Source organism: Streptomyces sp. NPDC052721 (genome assembly GCF_040678315.1).
Classification (GTDB): Bacteria; Actinomycetota; Actinomycetes; order Streptomycetales; family Streptomycetaceae; genus Streptomyces.
On sequence record NZ_JBFATL010000004.1, the window covers coordinates 179,876 to 195,712 of the forward strand.

At 67.0% G+C, this 15,837-nt stretch carries 11 protein-coding genes and 1 tRNA gene; 1 reads left to right on the plus strand and 11 read right to left on the minus strand.

Going from position 1 to position 15,837, the window contains the following annotated elements:
- Position 1: 1 nt before the first annotated feature.
- The 11 genes from rpsL to AB0L21_RS06130 all read right to left on the minus strand — a co-directional run bounded on the left by rpsL (position 2) and on the right by AB0L21_RS06130 (position 14,303).
- Entirely contained in the window at positions 2–373 is a 372-nt protein-coding gene (gene rpsL / locus AB0L21_RS06080; RefSeq protein ID WP_003948652.1) for a 30S ribosomal protein S12, read from the minus strand.
- Positions 374–916: 543 nt separating this feature from the next.
- A complete protein-coding gene (locus tag AB0L21_RS06085; RefSeq protein WP_365704560.1) occupies positions 917–4,816 on the minus strand; it encodes a DNA-directed RNA polymerase subunit beta' in 3,900 nt (1,299 codons plus the stop codon).
- Positions 4,817–4,915: 99 nt separating this feature from the next.
- Positions 4,916–8,401, minus strand: a complete 3,486-nt coding sequence (gene rpoB, locus AB0L21_RS06090; protein WP_365704558.1) for a DNA-directed RNA polymerase subunit beta — start codon at positions 8,399–8,401, stop codon at positions 4,916–4,918.
- A 548-nt stretch (positions 8,402–8,949) separates the two neighbouring features.
- On the minus strand, positions 8,950–9,339 hold the full coding sequence (gene rplL, locus AB0L21_RS06095) for a 50S ribosomal protein L7/L12 (RefSeq protein WP_356336849.1): 390 nt from the start codon (positions 9,337–9,339) through the stop codon (positions 8,950–8,952).
- A 111-nt stretch (positions 9,340–9,450) separates the two neighbouring features.
- The gene (gene rplJ, locus AB0L21_RS06100; RefSeq protein WP_356336851.1) at positions 9,451–9,981 is read right to left on the minus strand and encodes a 50S ribosomal protein L10; all 531 of its coding nucleotides are present in this window, start codon (positions 9,979–9,981) and stop codon (positions 9,451–9,453) included.
- 388 nt (positions 9,982–10,369) lie between these two features.
- Positions 10,370–11,296, minus strand: a complete 927-nt coding sequence (locus AB0L21_RS06105; protein WP_365782475.1) for a hypothetical protein — start codon at positions 11,294–11,296, stop codon at positions 10,370–10,372.
- Between the two features lie 166 nt (positions 11,297–11,462).
- On the minus strand, positions 11,463–12,188 hold the full coding sequence (rplA, locus tag AB0L21_RS06110; protein WP_030641165.1) for a 50S ribosomal protein L1: 726 nt from the start codon (positions 12,186–12,188) through the stop codon (positions 11,463–11,465).
- A 100-nt stretch (positions 12,189–12,288) separates the two neighbouring features.
- Positions 12,289–12,723 carry a 50S ribosomal protein L11 gene (gene rplK / locus AB0L21_RS06115; protein ID WP_365782477.1) on the minus strand — a complete coding sequence of 145 codons (435 nt, stop codon included), beginning with the start codon at positions 12,721–12,723 and terminating at the stop codon, positions 12,289–12,291.
- A 169-nt stretch (positions 12,724–12,892) separates the two neighbouring features.
- Positions 12,893–13,756 carry a transcription termination/antitermination protein NusG gene (nusG, locus tag AB0L21_RS06120; protein WP_014674350.1) on the minus strand — a complete coding sequence of 288 codons (864 nt, stop codon included), beginning with the start codon at positions 13,754–13,756 and terminating at the stop codon, positions 12,893–12,895.
- Positions 13,757–13,836: 80 nt separating this feature from the next.
- Complete coding sequence (gene secE / locus AB0L21_RS06125; protein ID WP_014674349.1) at positions 13,837–14,124, minus strand: preprotein translocase subunit SecE; 288 nt, start codon at positions 14,122–14,124, stop codon at positions 13,837–13,839.
- Between the two features lie 106 nt (positions 14,125–14,230).
- Positions 14,231–14,303, minus strand: a tRNA-Trp gene (locus AB0L21_RS06130).
- A gap of 260 nt (positions 14,304–14,563) precedes the next feature.
- Between AB0L21_RS06130 and AB0L21_RS06135 the strand changes: the two genes are divergently transcribed.
- Positions 14,564–15,790 carry a pyridoxal phosphate-dependent aminotransferase gene (locus tag AB0L21_RS06135; protein WP_365782479.1) on the plus strand — a complete coding sequence of 409 codons (1,227 nt, stop codon included), beginning with the start codon at positions 14,564–14,566 and terminating at the stop codon, positions 15,788–15,790.
- The last annotated feature ends 47 nt before the right edge of the window (positions 15,791–15,837 follow it).

The following is a 15,837-nucleotide window of genomic DNA, read 5'->3' on the forward strand; positions in this document are numbered from 1 at the left end:
CTTACTTCTCCTTCTTGGCGCCGTAACGGCTGCGAGCCTGCTTGCGGTTCTTGACACCCTGGGTGTCGAGCGAGCCGCGGATGATCTTGTAGCGAACACCCGGCAGGTCCTTCACACGGCCGCCGCGCACGAGCACGATGGAGTGCTCCTGCAGGTTGTGTCCCTCACCCGGAATGTAAGCGGTGACCTCGATGCCGCTGGTCAGACGCACACGCGCGACCTTGCGGAGGGCCGAGTTCGGCTTCTTCGGGGTGGTCGTGAACACGCGCGTGCAGACGCCGCGACGCTGAGGGGAACCCTCGAGTGCGGGCGTCTTGTTCTTCTCGACCTTGTCCTGCCGGCCCTTGCGGACCAGCTGCTGGATCGTAGGCACTACTTCTCCGGTTTCTGTGTGCCGATGGGTACAGCTAACCTGGAACGTCGCCGACCCACGCGGTCGGGTGTGTCGAATCCGCCAGACTCCCGCCGCAAGGCGAAAAGGGCGCAGATTACGGTGGCCGGTCGTGGCTCGCCATGCGGTTTGCAGGCACGCACAGGAGCCAGGGCACACCCCAGGCACAAGGTCTGAGCGTACCTACCTCATTCGCTGCGGTCAAAACAAATGGGGTGCGGGGGCCTCGGGCTGCGAGAGATGTCAAGTCCCCGTACCATAGGTGATCTTGGAATTCGCGATCCGGACGCGTCGGCGGCCGCTGCCGGCGCGGCCCTGAGCCCCTCGCCGGCCCTCCCCGCCCTCCAGCTGCGCCTGTGCCCTCAGCGGAGGCTCACGCCCCCGGCAGAGGGCACAGGCGACCCGCTGTGGCCGGCGGGCGGCGGCCTCAAGGCGACAGCGCCCGCCCACTCGACCGGAGAGTCCGGGCAACGCCGAAGGGCGGCCACCGCGCAGGGTGGCCGCCCTTCAGCTCATACCGCTCGCTTACTGGTTGTACGGACCGTAGTCGTAGTCCTCCAGCGGCACGGCCTGGCCGGAGCCCGTGCCGAACGGCGAGTAGTCGATGTCGTCGTAGCCGACGGCCGAGTACATCGCGGCCTTGGCCTCCTCGGTCGGCTCGACCCGGATGTTGCGGTAGCGGGACAGACCCGTACCGGCCGGGATGAGCTTACCGATGATGACGTTCTCCTTGAGGCCGATGAGCGAGTCCGACTTGGCGTTGATCGCCGCGTCGGTGAGGACTCGCGTCGTCTCCTGGAAGGACGCCGCCGACAGCCAGGACTCCGTCGCCAGCGAGGCCTTGGTGATACCCATCAGCTGCGGACGACCGGAGGCCGGGTGACCGCCCTCCTGGACCACACGACGGTTCTCCTGCTCGAAGCGGGAGCGCTCGACCAGCTCGCCGGGCAGAAGCTCGGCGTCGCCGGACTCGATGATCGTCACGCGGCGGAGCATCTGCCGGATGATGATCTCGATGTGCTTGTCGTGGATCGACACACCCTGCGAGTTGTACACCTTCTGGACCTCGCCGACCAGGTGGACCTGGACGGCACGCTGACCCAGGATGCGCAGCACGTCGTGCGGGTTGGTGGCACCCACGGTGAGCTGCTGGCCCACCTCGACGTGGTCGCCCTCGCGGACCAGGACCTTGGCACGCTTCGAGATCGGGTACGCCGTCTCGTCGCTGCCGTCGTCCGGGGTGACGACGATCTTCTTGGTCTTCTCGGTCTCCTCGATCCGGACGCGGCCGGAGGCCTCGGAGATCGGGGCGACACCCTTCGGGGTACGGGCCTCGAAGAGCTCGACGACACGCGGCAGACCCTGGGTGATGTCGTCACCGGCCACACCACCGGTGTGGAAGGTACGCATCGTCAGCTGGGTACCGGGCTCACCGATGGACTGGGCGGCGATGATGCCGACCGCCTCACCGATGTCGACCAGCTTGCCGGTGGCCAGCGAACGGCCGTAGCACATCGCGCAGGTACCGACGGCGGACTCGCAGGTCAGGACCGAGCGGGTCTTGACCTCCTCGACGCCACGGCCGACGAGCTCCTCGATGAGGACGTCGCCCAGGTCGGTGCCGGCCGGGGCCAGCACCTGGCCGTCGACCACGATGTCCTCGGCGAGGCAGCGCGCGTACACGGACGTCTCGACGTTGTCCGTCTTGCGCAGCGCGCCGTCGGCGCCACGGTCGGCGATCCGCAGCTTGAGGCCACGGTCGGTGCCGCAGTCCTCCTCGCGGATGATGACGTCCTGCGAGACGTCGACCAGACGACGGGTGAGGTAACCCGAGTCGGCGGTACGCAGAGCGGTGTCCGCCAGACCCTTACGGGCACCGTGCGTGGAGATGAAGTACTCCAGCACGGACAGACCCTCACGGAACGAGGCCTTGATGGGCCGCGGGATCGTCTCGTTCTTCGCGTTCGACACCAGACCACGCATACCGGCGATCTGACGCATCTGCATCATGTTGCCTCGTGCACCCGAGTTCACCATCATGAAGATCGGGTTGGTCTTCGGGAAGTTGTCGTTCATCGCCTCGGCGACCTCGTTGGTCGCCTTGGTCCAGATCGCGATGAGCTCCTGCGTGCGCTCGTCCTTGGTGATCAGACCGCGCTCGTACTGCTTCTGGACCTTCTCGTCCTGCGCCTCGTAGCCCTTGACGATCTCCTTCTTCGCCTCGGGAACGACGACGTCGGAAATGGCCACGGTGACACCGGAACGGGTCGCCCAGTAGAAGCCGGCCGCCTTCAGGTTGTCGAGCGTCGCCGCCACGATGACCTTCGGGTAGCGCTCGGCGAGGTCGTTGACGATCTCGGAGAGCTGCTTCTTGCCGACCTCGTAGTCGACGAACGGGTAGTCCTCGGGCAGCAGCTCGTTGAAGAGCGCGCGGCCCAGCGTGGTGTTCAGCCGGAAGCTGTCACCCTGCTGCCACTCCGGCTCGCCCTCCTCGCGCGCCGGCGGGGTCCAGCCGCGCGGCGGGATGGTGCCCACCGGGAAGCGGATGTCCACGCGCGACTGCAGCGACAGCTCGCCGGCGTCGAACGCCATGATCGCCTCGGCCACGGACGCGAACGAGCGGCCCTCGCCCTTGACGTCACGCATCTCGCCGTCGGTGGTGAGGAAGAACAGACCGAGGACCATGTCCTGGGTCGGCATCGTCACCGGACGGCCGTCGGCCGGCTTGAGGATGTTGTTCGAGGACAGCATCAGGATGCGGGCCTCGGCCTGCGCCTCCGCGGACAGCGGCAGGTGCACGGCCATCTGGTCACCGTCGAAGTCCGCGTTGAACGCGGTGCAGACGAGCGGGTGGATCTGGATGGCCTTGCCCTCGACCAGCTGCGGCTCGAAGGCCTGGATGCCGAGGCGGTGCAGGGTGGGCGCACGGTTCAGCAGCACCGGGTGCTCGGCGATGACCTCTTCGAGGACGTCGTACACGACGGTGCGACCGCGCTCCACCATGCGCTTGGCGCTCTTGATGTTCTGCGCGTGGTTCAGGTCGACCAGGCGCTTCATCACGAACGGCTTGAACAGCTCCAGCGCCATCGCCTTGGGCAGACCGCACTGGTGCAGCTTCAGCTGCGGGCCGACGACGATGACGGAACGCGCCGAGTAGTCGACTCGCTTACCGAGCAGGTTCTGACGGAAGCGACCCTGCTTGCCCTTCAGCATGTCCGACAGCGACTTCAGCGGACGGTTGCCGGGACCCGTGACCGGGCGACCACGACGGCCGTTGTCGAAGAGCGCGTCGACGGCCTCCTGGAGCATGCGCTTCTCGTTGTTCACGATGATCTCGGGGGCACCGAGGTCGAGAAGACGCTTCAGGCGGTTGTTGCGGTTGATGACACGGCGGTACAGGTCGTTCAGGTCGGAGGTCGCGAAGCGGCCACCGTCCAGCTGCACCATCGGACGCAGGTCCGGCGGGATGACCGGGACGCAGTCCAGGACCATGCCCTTGGGGCTGTTGGAGGTCTGCAGGAACGCGGAGACGACCTTCAGCCGCTTCAGGGCACGGGTCTTCTTCTGGCCCTTGCCGGTGCGGATGATCTCGCGGAGACGCTCGGCCTCCTCCTCCAGGTCGAAGGACTCCAGGCGCTTCTGCAGCGCCGCGGCGCCCATCGAGCCGTCGAAGTAGGTGCCGAAGCGGTCACGCAGCTCGCGGTAGAGCAGCTCGTCGCCCTCCAGGTCCTGGACCTTGAGGTTCTTGAACCGGTTCCACACCTCGTCGAGGCGGTCGATCTCGCGCTGCGCGCGGTCGCGCAGCTGCTTCATCTCCCGCTCGGCACCCTCGCGCACCTTGCGGCGCACGTCGGCCTTGGCGCCCTCGGCCTCCAGCTCGGCCAGGTCGGACTCGAGCTTCTTGGCGCGGGCCTCCAGGTCGGCGTCCCGGCGGTTCTCGATCTGCTGACGCTCGACCGAGACGTGCGCCTCCAGGGAGGGCAGGTCGCGGGTACGGCGCTCCTCGTCGACGTACGTGATCATGTACGCGGCGAAGTAGATGACCTTCTCGAGGTCCTTGGGCGCCAGGTCCAGCAGGTAGCCGAGGCGCGAGGGGACACCCTTGAAGTACCAGATGTGCGTGACGGGGGCGGCCAGCTCGATGTGGCCCATCCGCTCACGGCGCACCTTGGCGCGCGTGACCTCGACGCCACAGCGCTCGCAGATGATGCCCTTGAAGCGGACGCGCTTGTACTTGCCGCAGTAGCACTCCCAGTCCCGGGTCGGACCGAAGATCTTCTCGCAGAAGAGTCCGTCCTTCTCGGGCTTGAGGGTGCGGTAGTTGATGGTCTCGGGCTTCTTGACCTCGCCGTGGCTCCACTGACGGATGTCGTCAGCGGTGGCCAGGCCGATCCGGAGCTCGTCGAAGAAGTTGACGTCGAGCACTATGCGTCAATCCCTCTCAGGGTTGTTAAGTCTGTGGTCTGAAACGGGGGCCTGGGGGTCGGCGGGGCCCTTGTGGGTCAGGGCCCCGCCGGACTCCCGTCAGACCTCTTCGACGCTGCTCGGCTCGCGCCGGGACAGGTCGATACCGAGCTCCTCCGCAGCGCGGAAGACGTCCTCGTCGGTGTCGCGCATCTCGATGGACATACCGTCGCTGGACAGCACCTCCACGTTCAGGCAGAGCGACTGCATCTCCTTGATGAGCACCTTGAAGGACTCGGGGATGCCGGGCTCGGGGATGTTCTCGCCCTTGACGATGGCCTCGTAGACCTTCACGCGGCCGGTGACGTCGTCGGACTTGATGGTCAGCAGCTCCTGGAGGGCGTACGCGGCGCCGTAGGCCTCGAGGGCCCACACCTCCATCTCACCGAACCGCTGGCCACCGAACTGGGCCTTACCACCCAGCGGCTGCTGGGTGATCATCGAGTACGGGCCGGTCGAACGGGCGTGCAGCTTGTCGTCGACCAGGTGGTGCAGCTTCAGGATGTACATGTAGCCGACCGAGATCGGGTCCGGGAACGGCTCACCGCTACGGCCGTCGAACAGCCGCGCCTTACCGGTCGGGAGCACCATGCGCTCGCCGTCCCGGTTCGGGATGGTGTGCTGCAGCAGACCCGCCAGCTCGTCCTCACGGGCACCGTCGAAGACCGGGGTCGCGACGTTGGTGCCGGGCTCGACCTTGTCGGCGCCGATGACCTGCAGGCGCTGGGCCCACTCCTCCGCGAGGCCGGAGACGTCCCAGCCGCGGCTGGCGAGCCAGCCGAGGTGGATCTCCAGGACCTGTCCCGGGTTCATTCGGGACGGCACACCCAGCGGGTTGAGGATGATGTCGACCGGGGTGCCGTCCTCCAGGAACGGCATGTCCTCGATCGGCAGGATCTTGGAGATGACACCCTTGTTGCCGTGACGGCCGGCGAGCTTGTCACCGTCGGTGATCTTGCGCTTCTGCGCGACGTAGACGCGGACCAGCTGGTTCACGCCCGGCGGCAGCTCGTCGCCCTCCTCGCGGTCGAAGACGCGCACACCGATGACCTTGCCGGTCTCGCCGTGCGGCACCTTCAGCGAGGTGTCACGGACCTCACGGGCCTTCTCACCGAAGATCGCGCGCAGCAGGCGCTCCTCCGGCGTCAGCTCGGTCTCACCCTTCGGGGTGACCTTGCCGACGAGGATGTCACCGGCGATGACCTCGGCACCGATGCGGATGATGCCGCGCTCGTCGAGGTCGGCGAGGACCTCCTCGGAGACGTTCGGGATGTCCCGGGTGATCTCCTCGGGGCCGAGCTTGGTGTCACGGGCGTCGACCTCGTGCTCCTCGATGTGGATCGAGGAGAGGACGTCGTCCTGCACGAGGCGCTGCGACAGGATGATCGCGTCCTCGTAGTTGTGACCCTCCCACGGCATGAACGCCACGAGCAGGTTCTTGCCGAGGGCCATCTCGCCGTTCTGGGTGGCCGGGCCGTCGGCCAGGACCTGGCCCTCGACGACACGGTCGCCCTCGTTGACGATGACCTTCTGGTTGACCGAGGTGCCCTGGTTGGAGCGGGCGAACTTGGCCAGGCGGTACGTGATGTACGTGCCGTCGTCGTTGGCGGTGGTGATGTAGTCCGCGGAGACCTCCTGGACCACACCGGCCTTCTCGGCCTTGACGACGTCGCCGGCGTCGACGGCGGAGCGGTACTCCATGCCGGTGCCGACGAGCGGGGCCTCCGACTTAATCAGCGGAACGGCCTGGCGCATCATGTTCGCGCCCATGAGGGCACGGTTGGCGTCGTCGTGCTCCAGGAAGGGGATCATGGCGGTCGCGACCGACACCATCTGGCGCGGCGAGACGTCCATGTAGTCCACGTCCTCGGGGCCGACGTAGTCGACCTCGCCGCCACGACGGCGGACGAGCACGCGGCTCTCCTCGAAACGGAGGTCGTTCGTCAGCGGCGCGTTGGCCTGCGCGATGACGAAGCGGTCCTCCTCGTCGGCGGTCAGGTAGTCCACCTCGTCGGTGACCTGGCCGTCGATGACCTTGCGGTACGGGGTCTCGACGAAACCGAACGCGTTGACCCGGCCGTAGGAGGCGAGCGAGCCGATCAGACCGATGTTCGGGCCTTCCGGCGTCTCGATCGGGCACATACGGCCGTAGTGCGACGGGTGCACGTCACGGACCTCGAAGCCGGCCCGCTCACGGGAGAGACCACCCGGGCCAAGAGCCGACAGACGGCGCTTGTGGGTGAGACCCGACAGCGGGTTGTTCTGGTCCATGAACTGGGACAGCTGGCTGGTGCCGAAGAACTCCTTGATGGAGGCGACGACCGGCCGGATGTTGATCAGGGTCTGCGGCGTGATCGCCTCGACGTCCTGGGTCGTCATCCGCTCGCGGACGACACGCTCCATACGCGCCAGACCCGTACGGACCTGGTTCTGGATGAGCTCGCCGACACTGCGCAGACGACGGTTGCCGAAGTGGTCGATGTCGTCGGTCTCGACGACGACCGTCTCGCCGTTGTCACCGGTGGTCTCGGTCTCGCCGGCGTGCAGCTTCACCAGGTACTTGATCGTCGAGATGATGTCCTCGACGGTCAGGATGCCCGCGTCCAGCGGGGTGTCCGTACCCAGCTTCTTGTTGACCTTGTAGCGGCCGACCTTGGCGAGGTCGTAGCGCTTGGGGTTGAAGTAGAGGTTCTCCAGCAGCGTCTGCGCGGCCTCACGCGTGGGGGGCTCGCCCGGGCGCAGCTTGCGGTAGATGTCGAGCAGCGCGTCGTCCTGGCCCTGGGTGTGGTCCTTCTCCAGGGTGGCGCGCATCGACTCGTAGTCGCCGAACTCCTCGAGGATCTGCTCGGTCGTCCAGCCGAGCGCCTTCAGCAGCACGGTGACCGACTGCTTGCGCTTGCGGTCGATACGGACACCGACCATGTCGCGCTTGTCGATCTCCATCTCCAGCCAGGCACCCCGGGACGGGATGATCTTGGCGGAGAAGATGTCCTTGTCGGACGTCTTGTCGATGGTGGAGTCGAAGTAGACACCGGGGGAACGGACCAGCTGCGACACCACGACACGCTCGGTGCCGTTGATGACGAAGGTGCCCTTGTTCGTCATGAGCGGGAAGTCGCCCATGAAGACGGTCTGGGACTTGATCTCGCCGGTCTCGTTGTTGGTGAACTCAGCGGTGACGAAGAGCGGGGCGGCGTACGTGAAGTCGCGCTCCTTGCACTCGTCGATCGAGTTCTTCGGCGGCTCGAAGCGGTGGTCCCGGAACGTCAGCGACATCGACCCGGAGAAGTCCTCGATCGGGGAGATCTCCTCGAAGATCTCTTCCAGACCGGACTTGGTGGGGACGTCCTGACCGTTCTCAAGAGCCTCCTCGACCCGAGTCTGCCAGGCGGTGTTGCCGAGCAGCCAGTCAAAGCTCTCGGTCTGCAGCGCGAGCAGGTTCGGAACCTCGAGGGGCTCCTTGATCTTTGCAAAGGAGATGCGCAGCGGGGCGGTGCTGGCGCCGTTGTTCGTATTCGCGGTCGAGGCAGTGCGCGAGGCGGCCAAGAGGGGGTCCTTCCGAGGGCTCGGACTCACTACGCGCGTACCGGTCCCTCTCCCGTACACAGGGACGGAAACCCAGGTCAGGGGGGCTTCGGTCGACTGTGCTCAAGTGAGGGCAGACCCCTGGTGACGGGCAGGGGACAGCTAACAGGCAGCGCAAAGGGTCAGTGTAGCCACTTGGCACACTGATGTCCAGTGCGGGTTCTGGAAGACCCTCGTTGTCCTCAACGCCCTCTTCAACGTCCTCGGCATGCCTGCCCTCAACGCACGTTGATACTGCCCTCTTCGTCGCCGATCCATGCCTCGGATTCGGATCCTTGTGACGACGCGTCCTGAGAATTGCGCGCTGCGTGCGGTTCGTCAAGGGTTCCTTGCCGCAACCGGAGCATCGGGAGACACGACGAAGATCACCTTACCCCTCGCGAACAGAGGTGCAAGGCAGCCCAGCCGGACCCCGGGGAACGCCGAAGGGCGACCACCCGGATGGATGATCGCCCTTCGGTGCGTTCGCGTTACAGCCCTAGGGGGCCGTTTCGGCGGTCGCGAAGGTCTTACTTGACCTCGACGGACGCGCCGGCGCCCTTGAGGGCCTCGGCGGCCTTGTCGGCCTGCTCCTTGTTGACCTTCTCGAGGACCGGCTTCGGGGTGCCGTCGACGAGGTCCTTGGCCTCCTTCAGACCCAGCGAGGTCAGCTCACGCACGACCTTGATGACCTGGATCTTCTTGTCGCCGGCGCCGGTGAGGATGACGTCGAACTCGTCCTTCTCCTCCTCGGCAGCGGCCTCGGCGCCACCGGCGGCACCGCCGGCGACGACGACCGGCGCGGCAGCGGCGGCGGTGACGTCGAACTTCTCCTCGAAGGCCTTCACGAACTCGGAGAGCTCGATGAGGGTCATCTCCTCGAACTGGGCAAGCAGCTCGTCCTGGGTGAGCTTCGCCATGATGGCGGTCCTTCCACTCAAATCGGCAGGTGCCGGATGTACTGGATAAGGCGGGCGTACGTCGGCCCGCTGCGACCCGCGCCGTTGGTGCGGGTCAGAAAGCGAGCCGAATTACTCGGCACCGCCCTGCTCGGCCTGCTTGGCGCGCAGCGCGTCCACGGTGCGGACGAGCTTCGACGGCAGCGCCTGGAAGACGGAGGCAGCCTGGGACTGCTTCGCCTTGAAGGCACCGGCCAGCTTGCTGAGCAGAACCTCGCGGGACTCGAGGTCCGCAAGCTTCTTGATCTCGTCGGCGGACAGCGCCTTGCCGTCAAGGACACCGCCCTTGATGACGAGATTGGGGTTGTCCTTGGCGAAGTCACGCAGACCCTTCGCCGACTCCACCGGGTCACCGGTGACGAAGGCGACGGCCGTCGGGCCAGCGAAGAGCTGGTCCTCCAGCGTGATCCCGGCCTCCTTGGCCGCAATCTTGGTCAGCGTGTTCTTCACCACGGCGTACTGGGCGTTCTCACCGAGCGACCGGCGCAGCGTCTTGAGCTGCGCCACGGTGAGACCGCGGTACTCGGTCAGCACGGCGGCGTTGGAGCTGCGGAACTTGTCCGTCAGCTCCGCAACCGCGGCAGCCTTGTCGGGCCTCGCCATAGAGCCTCGGCCTCCTTCCGGGTGATTCGGACCGCGCGGACCCGAAGGAGGACTGGGGAAAACGAAACGCCCCGGCGCAGGTGCACGGGGCGGACTCGACCGGTCGGACACGCGCTCGGCGCGCGCACTCCGGGAGTTCTTCCACTGTCACCTGCGCGGGTCGCCCACTTTTCAGCGGATCCTTCGGCCACCGCACCCTCGTTCGAGCGCACGGCAACGACCAGCGGTCTTTGGCTTCTGGAAGAGACTACGGGACGGGGGCTCCGTCGAGCAAATCGGCCGTTTACGAGCGCTCCGGCCGGGGCATGGCGGGGCCTTCCGGCAGGGGCGTCCCGAGCCCCCGGAGGGACGCTGAGCGCGCCTCAGAGGGCCCTGGAGGGCAGCCGGGTCAGGAGGTGGCGCCGGTGCCGCCCGTCAGCGTGCCGCCGGACTTCAGCATGTCCGCGAAGTCCTTGGTGTCGCCGGCCGGGGGCGCCTCGGCGGTGACCTTCACGCCGTAGTCGGTGTAGAAGGTCGTGTTGGTCATGGCACCGTTGGCCGTGTCGGCCTTCTCGGTCTTCTTGACCAGCAGGTCCTGGTCGTTGATCCAGATGTCGACGGTGTCGGTCGTGACGCCGGCCTGGCTGAGCTGCTTCTTCAGGGCCGACAGCTGCCCGGCGCTGAGGTCGCTGGTCTTGCCGGCGAGGTCGGCGACGTTCAGCGTGCCCGAGTAGTGGGTGGTGTGGACGCCGGAGATCGTCTCCTCGCCGACCTTCTTGACGTCGCCGGAGGCCAGCAGCATCTTCACGGACTGGTTCGGCGTGGCGTTCTGGATCTGGTCCTTCATGTACGAACCGGAGGCGCCGCCGAGCTTGGCGAGGTCGTCGTAGGAGTACTTGATCCAGTGCTTGCCGCCGCCCGCCTGCTGGGCGTAGGTGTCGCTCATGTGGGCGTAGTAGGCGTCCGGCAGGTACCGGGCCTCCATCGACTGGGTGCCGGCCTTCTTCATCAGCTCGGCCATCTGGCCGCCGGTGTAGGTGATGGTGAGATTGCCCTTGAGGCCGTCGCCCCAGGTGAGAGCGCCGTTCGCGGTCATCGACATGAGGTCGCCGATGGACGTGGTCGAGCGCACCTTGGCGGAGTCGGCCTTGTCGGTGGACTTCTCGGCGGAGCGCAGGGCGGCGATGGGGCTGACGTGCGTCGCGGTCTTGCCGGCCGTCTTGTCACCGCCGTCCTTGCCGGAGTCGGAGGAGCCGCACGCGGCCACTCCGGCCAGCGCGGCCACCACCGCTGTGCAAAGGGCCGCCCGGCGCACGGTCATGCTCGTGCTCATCATCTACTCCCACCCCTGATGCGTGTCCTGTGCCTGCACCGTATGCCAGGCCACTGACAGTCGTGCGAAAGGTCGCACAAAGAAAGGACGGGCCCGGAACCTCCAAGGTTCCAGGGCCCGCCCTTTTCTTCACGCGTACCTGACGCGGCTACCGGGCTGAGCTGCGGGCTCAGACGGCGGCCGGGTCCTCCTCGACGAGGAGGTTACGGGTGCGGTTCGGGTCGACCGGGATGCCGGGGCCCATCGTGGTGGTGATGGCGGCCTTCTTGATGTAGCGACCCTTGGCGGCGGACGGCTTCAGACGGAGGATCTCCTCCAGCGCGGCGCCGTAGTTCTCCACCAGCTTGGCGTCGTCGAAGGACGCCTTGCCGATGATGAAGTGCAGGTTCGAGTGCTTGTCGACGCGGAACTCGATCTTGCCGCCCTTGATGTCGGTGACGGCCTTGGCGACGTCGGGGGTGACGGTGCCGGTCTTCGGGTTCGGCATCAGACCACGCGGGCCGAGGACGCGGCCGAGGCGGCCGACCTTGCCCATGAGGTCCGGGGTGGCGACGACGGCGTCGAAGTCCAGACGGCCCTTCGCCACCTCGTCGATCAGTTCGTCGGAGCCGACGATGTCGGCGCCGGCGGCCTCCGCGGCCGCAGCACGGTCACCGGTCGCGAAGACCAGGACCCGGGCGGTCTTGCCGGTGCCGTGCGGAAGGTTCACGGTGCCACGGACCATCTGGTCGGCCTTGCGCGGGTCGACACCCAGACGGAAGGCGACCTCGACGGTGGAGTCGAACTTGGTCGTGGAGGTCTCCTTGGCCAGACGGACGGCCTCGAGCGGGGCGTACAGCTTCTCCCGGTCGACCTTGGCGTCCGCAGCGCGGAGAGCCTTGCTGCGCTTGCTCACAACTTGCTCCTGTGTGTTCTGAAGGAGTCGTGGTCCCTGGGCCGAGCAGGCCCTGCCACGTGCGACCGGCTACGGCCGCATGACTGCTGGTGGGTTGGGGTCAGCCCTCGACCGTGACGCCCATGGAACGCGCGGTACCGGCGATGATCTTCGCGGCGGCGTCCAGGTCGTTCGCGTTCAGGTCGGGCATCTTGGTCTGGGCGATCTCGCGGACCTGCGCCTCGGTGATCTTGGCGACCTTGGTCTTGTGCGGCTCGCCGGAGCCCTTGTCGATGCCCGCGGCCTTGAGGATCATCTTCGCGGCCGGCGGCGTCTTGGTGATGAAGGTGAAGGAGCGGTCCTCGTAGACCGTGATCTCCACCGGGATGACCCAACCGCGCTGCGACTCGGTCGCGGCGTTGTAGGCCTTGCAGAACTCCATGATGTTGACGCCGTGCTGACCCAGCGCCGGGCCGACCGGCGGGGCCGGGTTGGCGGCGCCGGCCTGGATCTGGAGCTTGATGAGCCCCGTGACCTTCTTCTTCTTGGGAGGCATAGCTCTCCGGGTCCTTTCGGTTCGGGTCCTGCCCGCCTCCGGGGACCACCCGGATGCAGGCATACCGCACAACGATAACGGGTATAGATGCGCGGCCAAAAACCGTGCAGGTCAGGAGGGCTGAACCAGCCCGCCTGACCTGCACGGAAGCGGTACGTCCAGAAAAGATCTAGTTCTTCTGGATCTGGTCGAAGGAGAGCTCGACCGGCGTCTCGCGGCCGAAGATCTCCACCAGGCCCTTGACCTTCTTCGAGTCGGGGTTGATCTCGTTGATGGTCGCCTGCAGCGTGGCGAACGGGCCGTCGGTGACGGTGACCGAGTCGCCGACCTCGAAGTCCAGCACCTGGACCTCGACCTTGCGCTGCGGGGCGGGCTTGCCCTCGGCCTCGGCGGCCTCGCGGGCGGCCTTCTCCTCGGCCTCCGGGGCGAGCATCTTGACGATCTCGTCCAGGGTCAGCGGGTACGGGTCGTAGGCGTTGCCCACGAAGCCGGTGACGCCCGGGGTGTTGCGGACGACGCCCCAGGACTCGTTGGTCAGGTCCATGCGGACCAGGACGTAACCCGGCAGCTTGTTCTGCTTGATCGTCTTGCGGTCGCCGTTCTTGATCTGGACGACCTCCTCCTGCGGCACCTCGGCCTGGAAGATGTAGTCCTCGACGTTCAGCGAGACGGCGCGCTGCTCCAGGTTGGTCTTCACGCGGTTCTCGTAGCCGGCGTAGGTGTGGATGACGTACCACTCGCCGGGCAGGGTGCGCAGTTCCTCGCGCAGGGCCTCGACCGGGTCCACCGGAGCGGCGGGCTCTTCCTCGGCGGCCTCCGCGACGGCGGCCTCTTCGTCGGCCTCGTCGGCCTCTTCGTCCTCGTCCTCGGCGTGCAGCGCGGCCTCCTCGGCCGGCTCACCCGCCTCGGCCTCGGCAGCCTCGAACTCGTCCTGCTCGTCCGCGCCCTCGACGATGTCGAGCTCGTCGTCCACCGTCTCGGCAGCCAGCCCACGGGGCTCGGTGGCGTCGTCGTTCAGGTTCGGGTCAGACACGATGGCTGCTTCTTCCTGGATACATAGGGGTGGAACATGCGAAAACGGGCGCCGGTACCACGGCGCCCTTCGCTCTTGGCTCAGCCGAAGACGTACTTGGCCGCGTGGTTGAGCCCATAGTCAATCACGGTCACCAGGGCGATCATGATGGCGACGAAGAAGATCACCACGGTGGTGTACGAGGTCAGCTGGTTGCGCGAGGGCCAGACGACCTTGCGGAGTTCCGCGATGATCTGGCGGTAGAAGGTGGCCAGCCGCTTGAGCGGGCCCTTCTTGGCGCGCTTGCCGCCCTTGCGAGCCCTCTTCTTGGACTCGGACACCTCGTCCTGGGCGTCAGGCGTGTCGATGGAGCCCACGGCGTCCGTCATTATCCTCACCTGATCCCGGGTCGTGGCCGTGCCGCGCCCGGTTTCTGAGCCGCACGGCGGTGCATTGCTGTACGTACATGCGCACACATCCTGGCGGTGTGTGTAGCAGGGCCGGAGGGACTTGAACCCCCAACCGCCGGTTTTGGAGACCGGTGCTCTACCAATTGAGCTACGACCCTTTGTGTGTCCCCCAACGTACCGCATCCGACCGGGTGCCCGGTGTGCACCGGCTCGGCGGCGGCTGCTGAAGGCCAACGAGGTGAGAGTGTACGTGGTCCGGGGCCCGGCGTCGAACAGAAAGTGCCCGTCCGGGACCGCGTGGCCAAAGATCGTCCTGGCCGGGGCCCGGATTCGGACCCGTGTTCACGCCTCGACCCTTCCTGTTCAGTCTGTGAAACCCGTGTGCCGGGCTCATTTCCGGTCTGGAACGATGGGCCGCATGAGCGCTGCAACCCCTCCCACCGAGCGCCGGGTCTCCGCCCGAGTCGGCGCGATCTCCGAGTCCGCCACCCTCGCCGTGGACGCCAAGGCCAAGGCCCTGAAGGCCGCCGGGCGTCCGGTGATCGGCTTCGGCGCCGGCGAGCCCGACTTCCCGACCCCGGACTACATCGTCGAGGCGGCCGTCGAGGCCTGCAAGAACCCCAAGTACCACCGCTACACCCCGGCCGGCGGCCTGCCCGAGCTGAAGGCCGCCATCGCGGCGAAGACGCTGCGCGACTCCGGCTGGGAACCCGACGTCTCGCAGATCCTGGTCACCAACGGTGGCAAGCAGGCCATCTACGAGGCGTTCGCCGCGATCCTCGACCCGGGCGACGAGGTCATCGTCCCCGCGCCGTACTGGACGACCTATCCGGAGTCGATCCGCCTGGCCGGCGGTGTCCCGGTCGAGGTCGTCGCCGACGAGACGTCCGGCTACCGGGTCTCGGTCGAGCAGTTGGAGGCGGCACGCACGGAGAAGACGAAGGTGGTGCTCTTCGTCTCCCCGTCCAACCCGACCGGCGCGGTGTACTCCGAGGCCGAGACCGAGGCGATCGGCCGCTGGGCCGTCGAGCACGGCCTGTGGTTGCTCACCGACGAGATCTACGAGCACCTGGTCTACGGCGACGCCGCCGCCGTGTCCCTGCCGGGTCTCTTCCCCGAGCTGCGCGACAAGTGCATCGTGGTCAACGGTGTGGCGAAGACGTACGCCATGACCGGCTGGCGCGTGGGCTGGGTCATCGGCCCGAAGGACGTGGTGAAGGCCGCGACGAACCTCCAGTCGCACGCCACCTCGAACGTCTCCAACGTCGCCCAGGTGGCCGCTCTGGCCGCCGTCTCCGGTGACCTCGATGCCGTGGCGAAGATGCGCGAGGCCTTCGACCGGCGCCGCAGGACCATCGTGCGGATGCTCAACGAGATCGACGGGGTGGTCTGCCCCGAGCCCGAGGGCGCCTTCTACGCCTACCCGTCGGTGAAGGCGCTGCTCGGCAGGGAGATCCGCGGCAAGCGCCCGCAGAACACCGTCGAGCTGGCCGCGCTGATCCTGGAGGAGGCCGAGGTCGCGGTCGTCCCGGGCGAGGCCTTCGGCACGCCGGGCTATCTGCGGCTGTCGTACGCGCTCGGTGACGAGGACCTCGTCGAGGGCGTGAGCCGCATCCAGAAGCTGCTGGCGGAGGCCAGGGACTGAGTCGTCCTTTTCTGGACAGGGGCACCTACGGACTCTCGTAGGTGCCC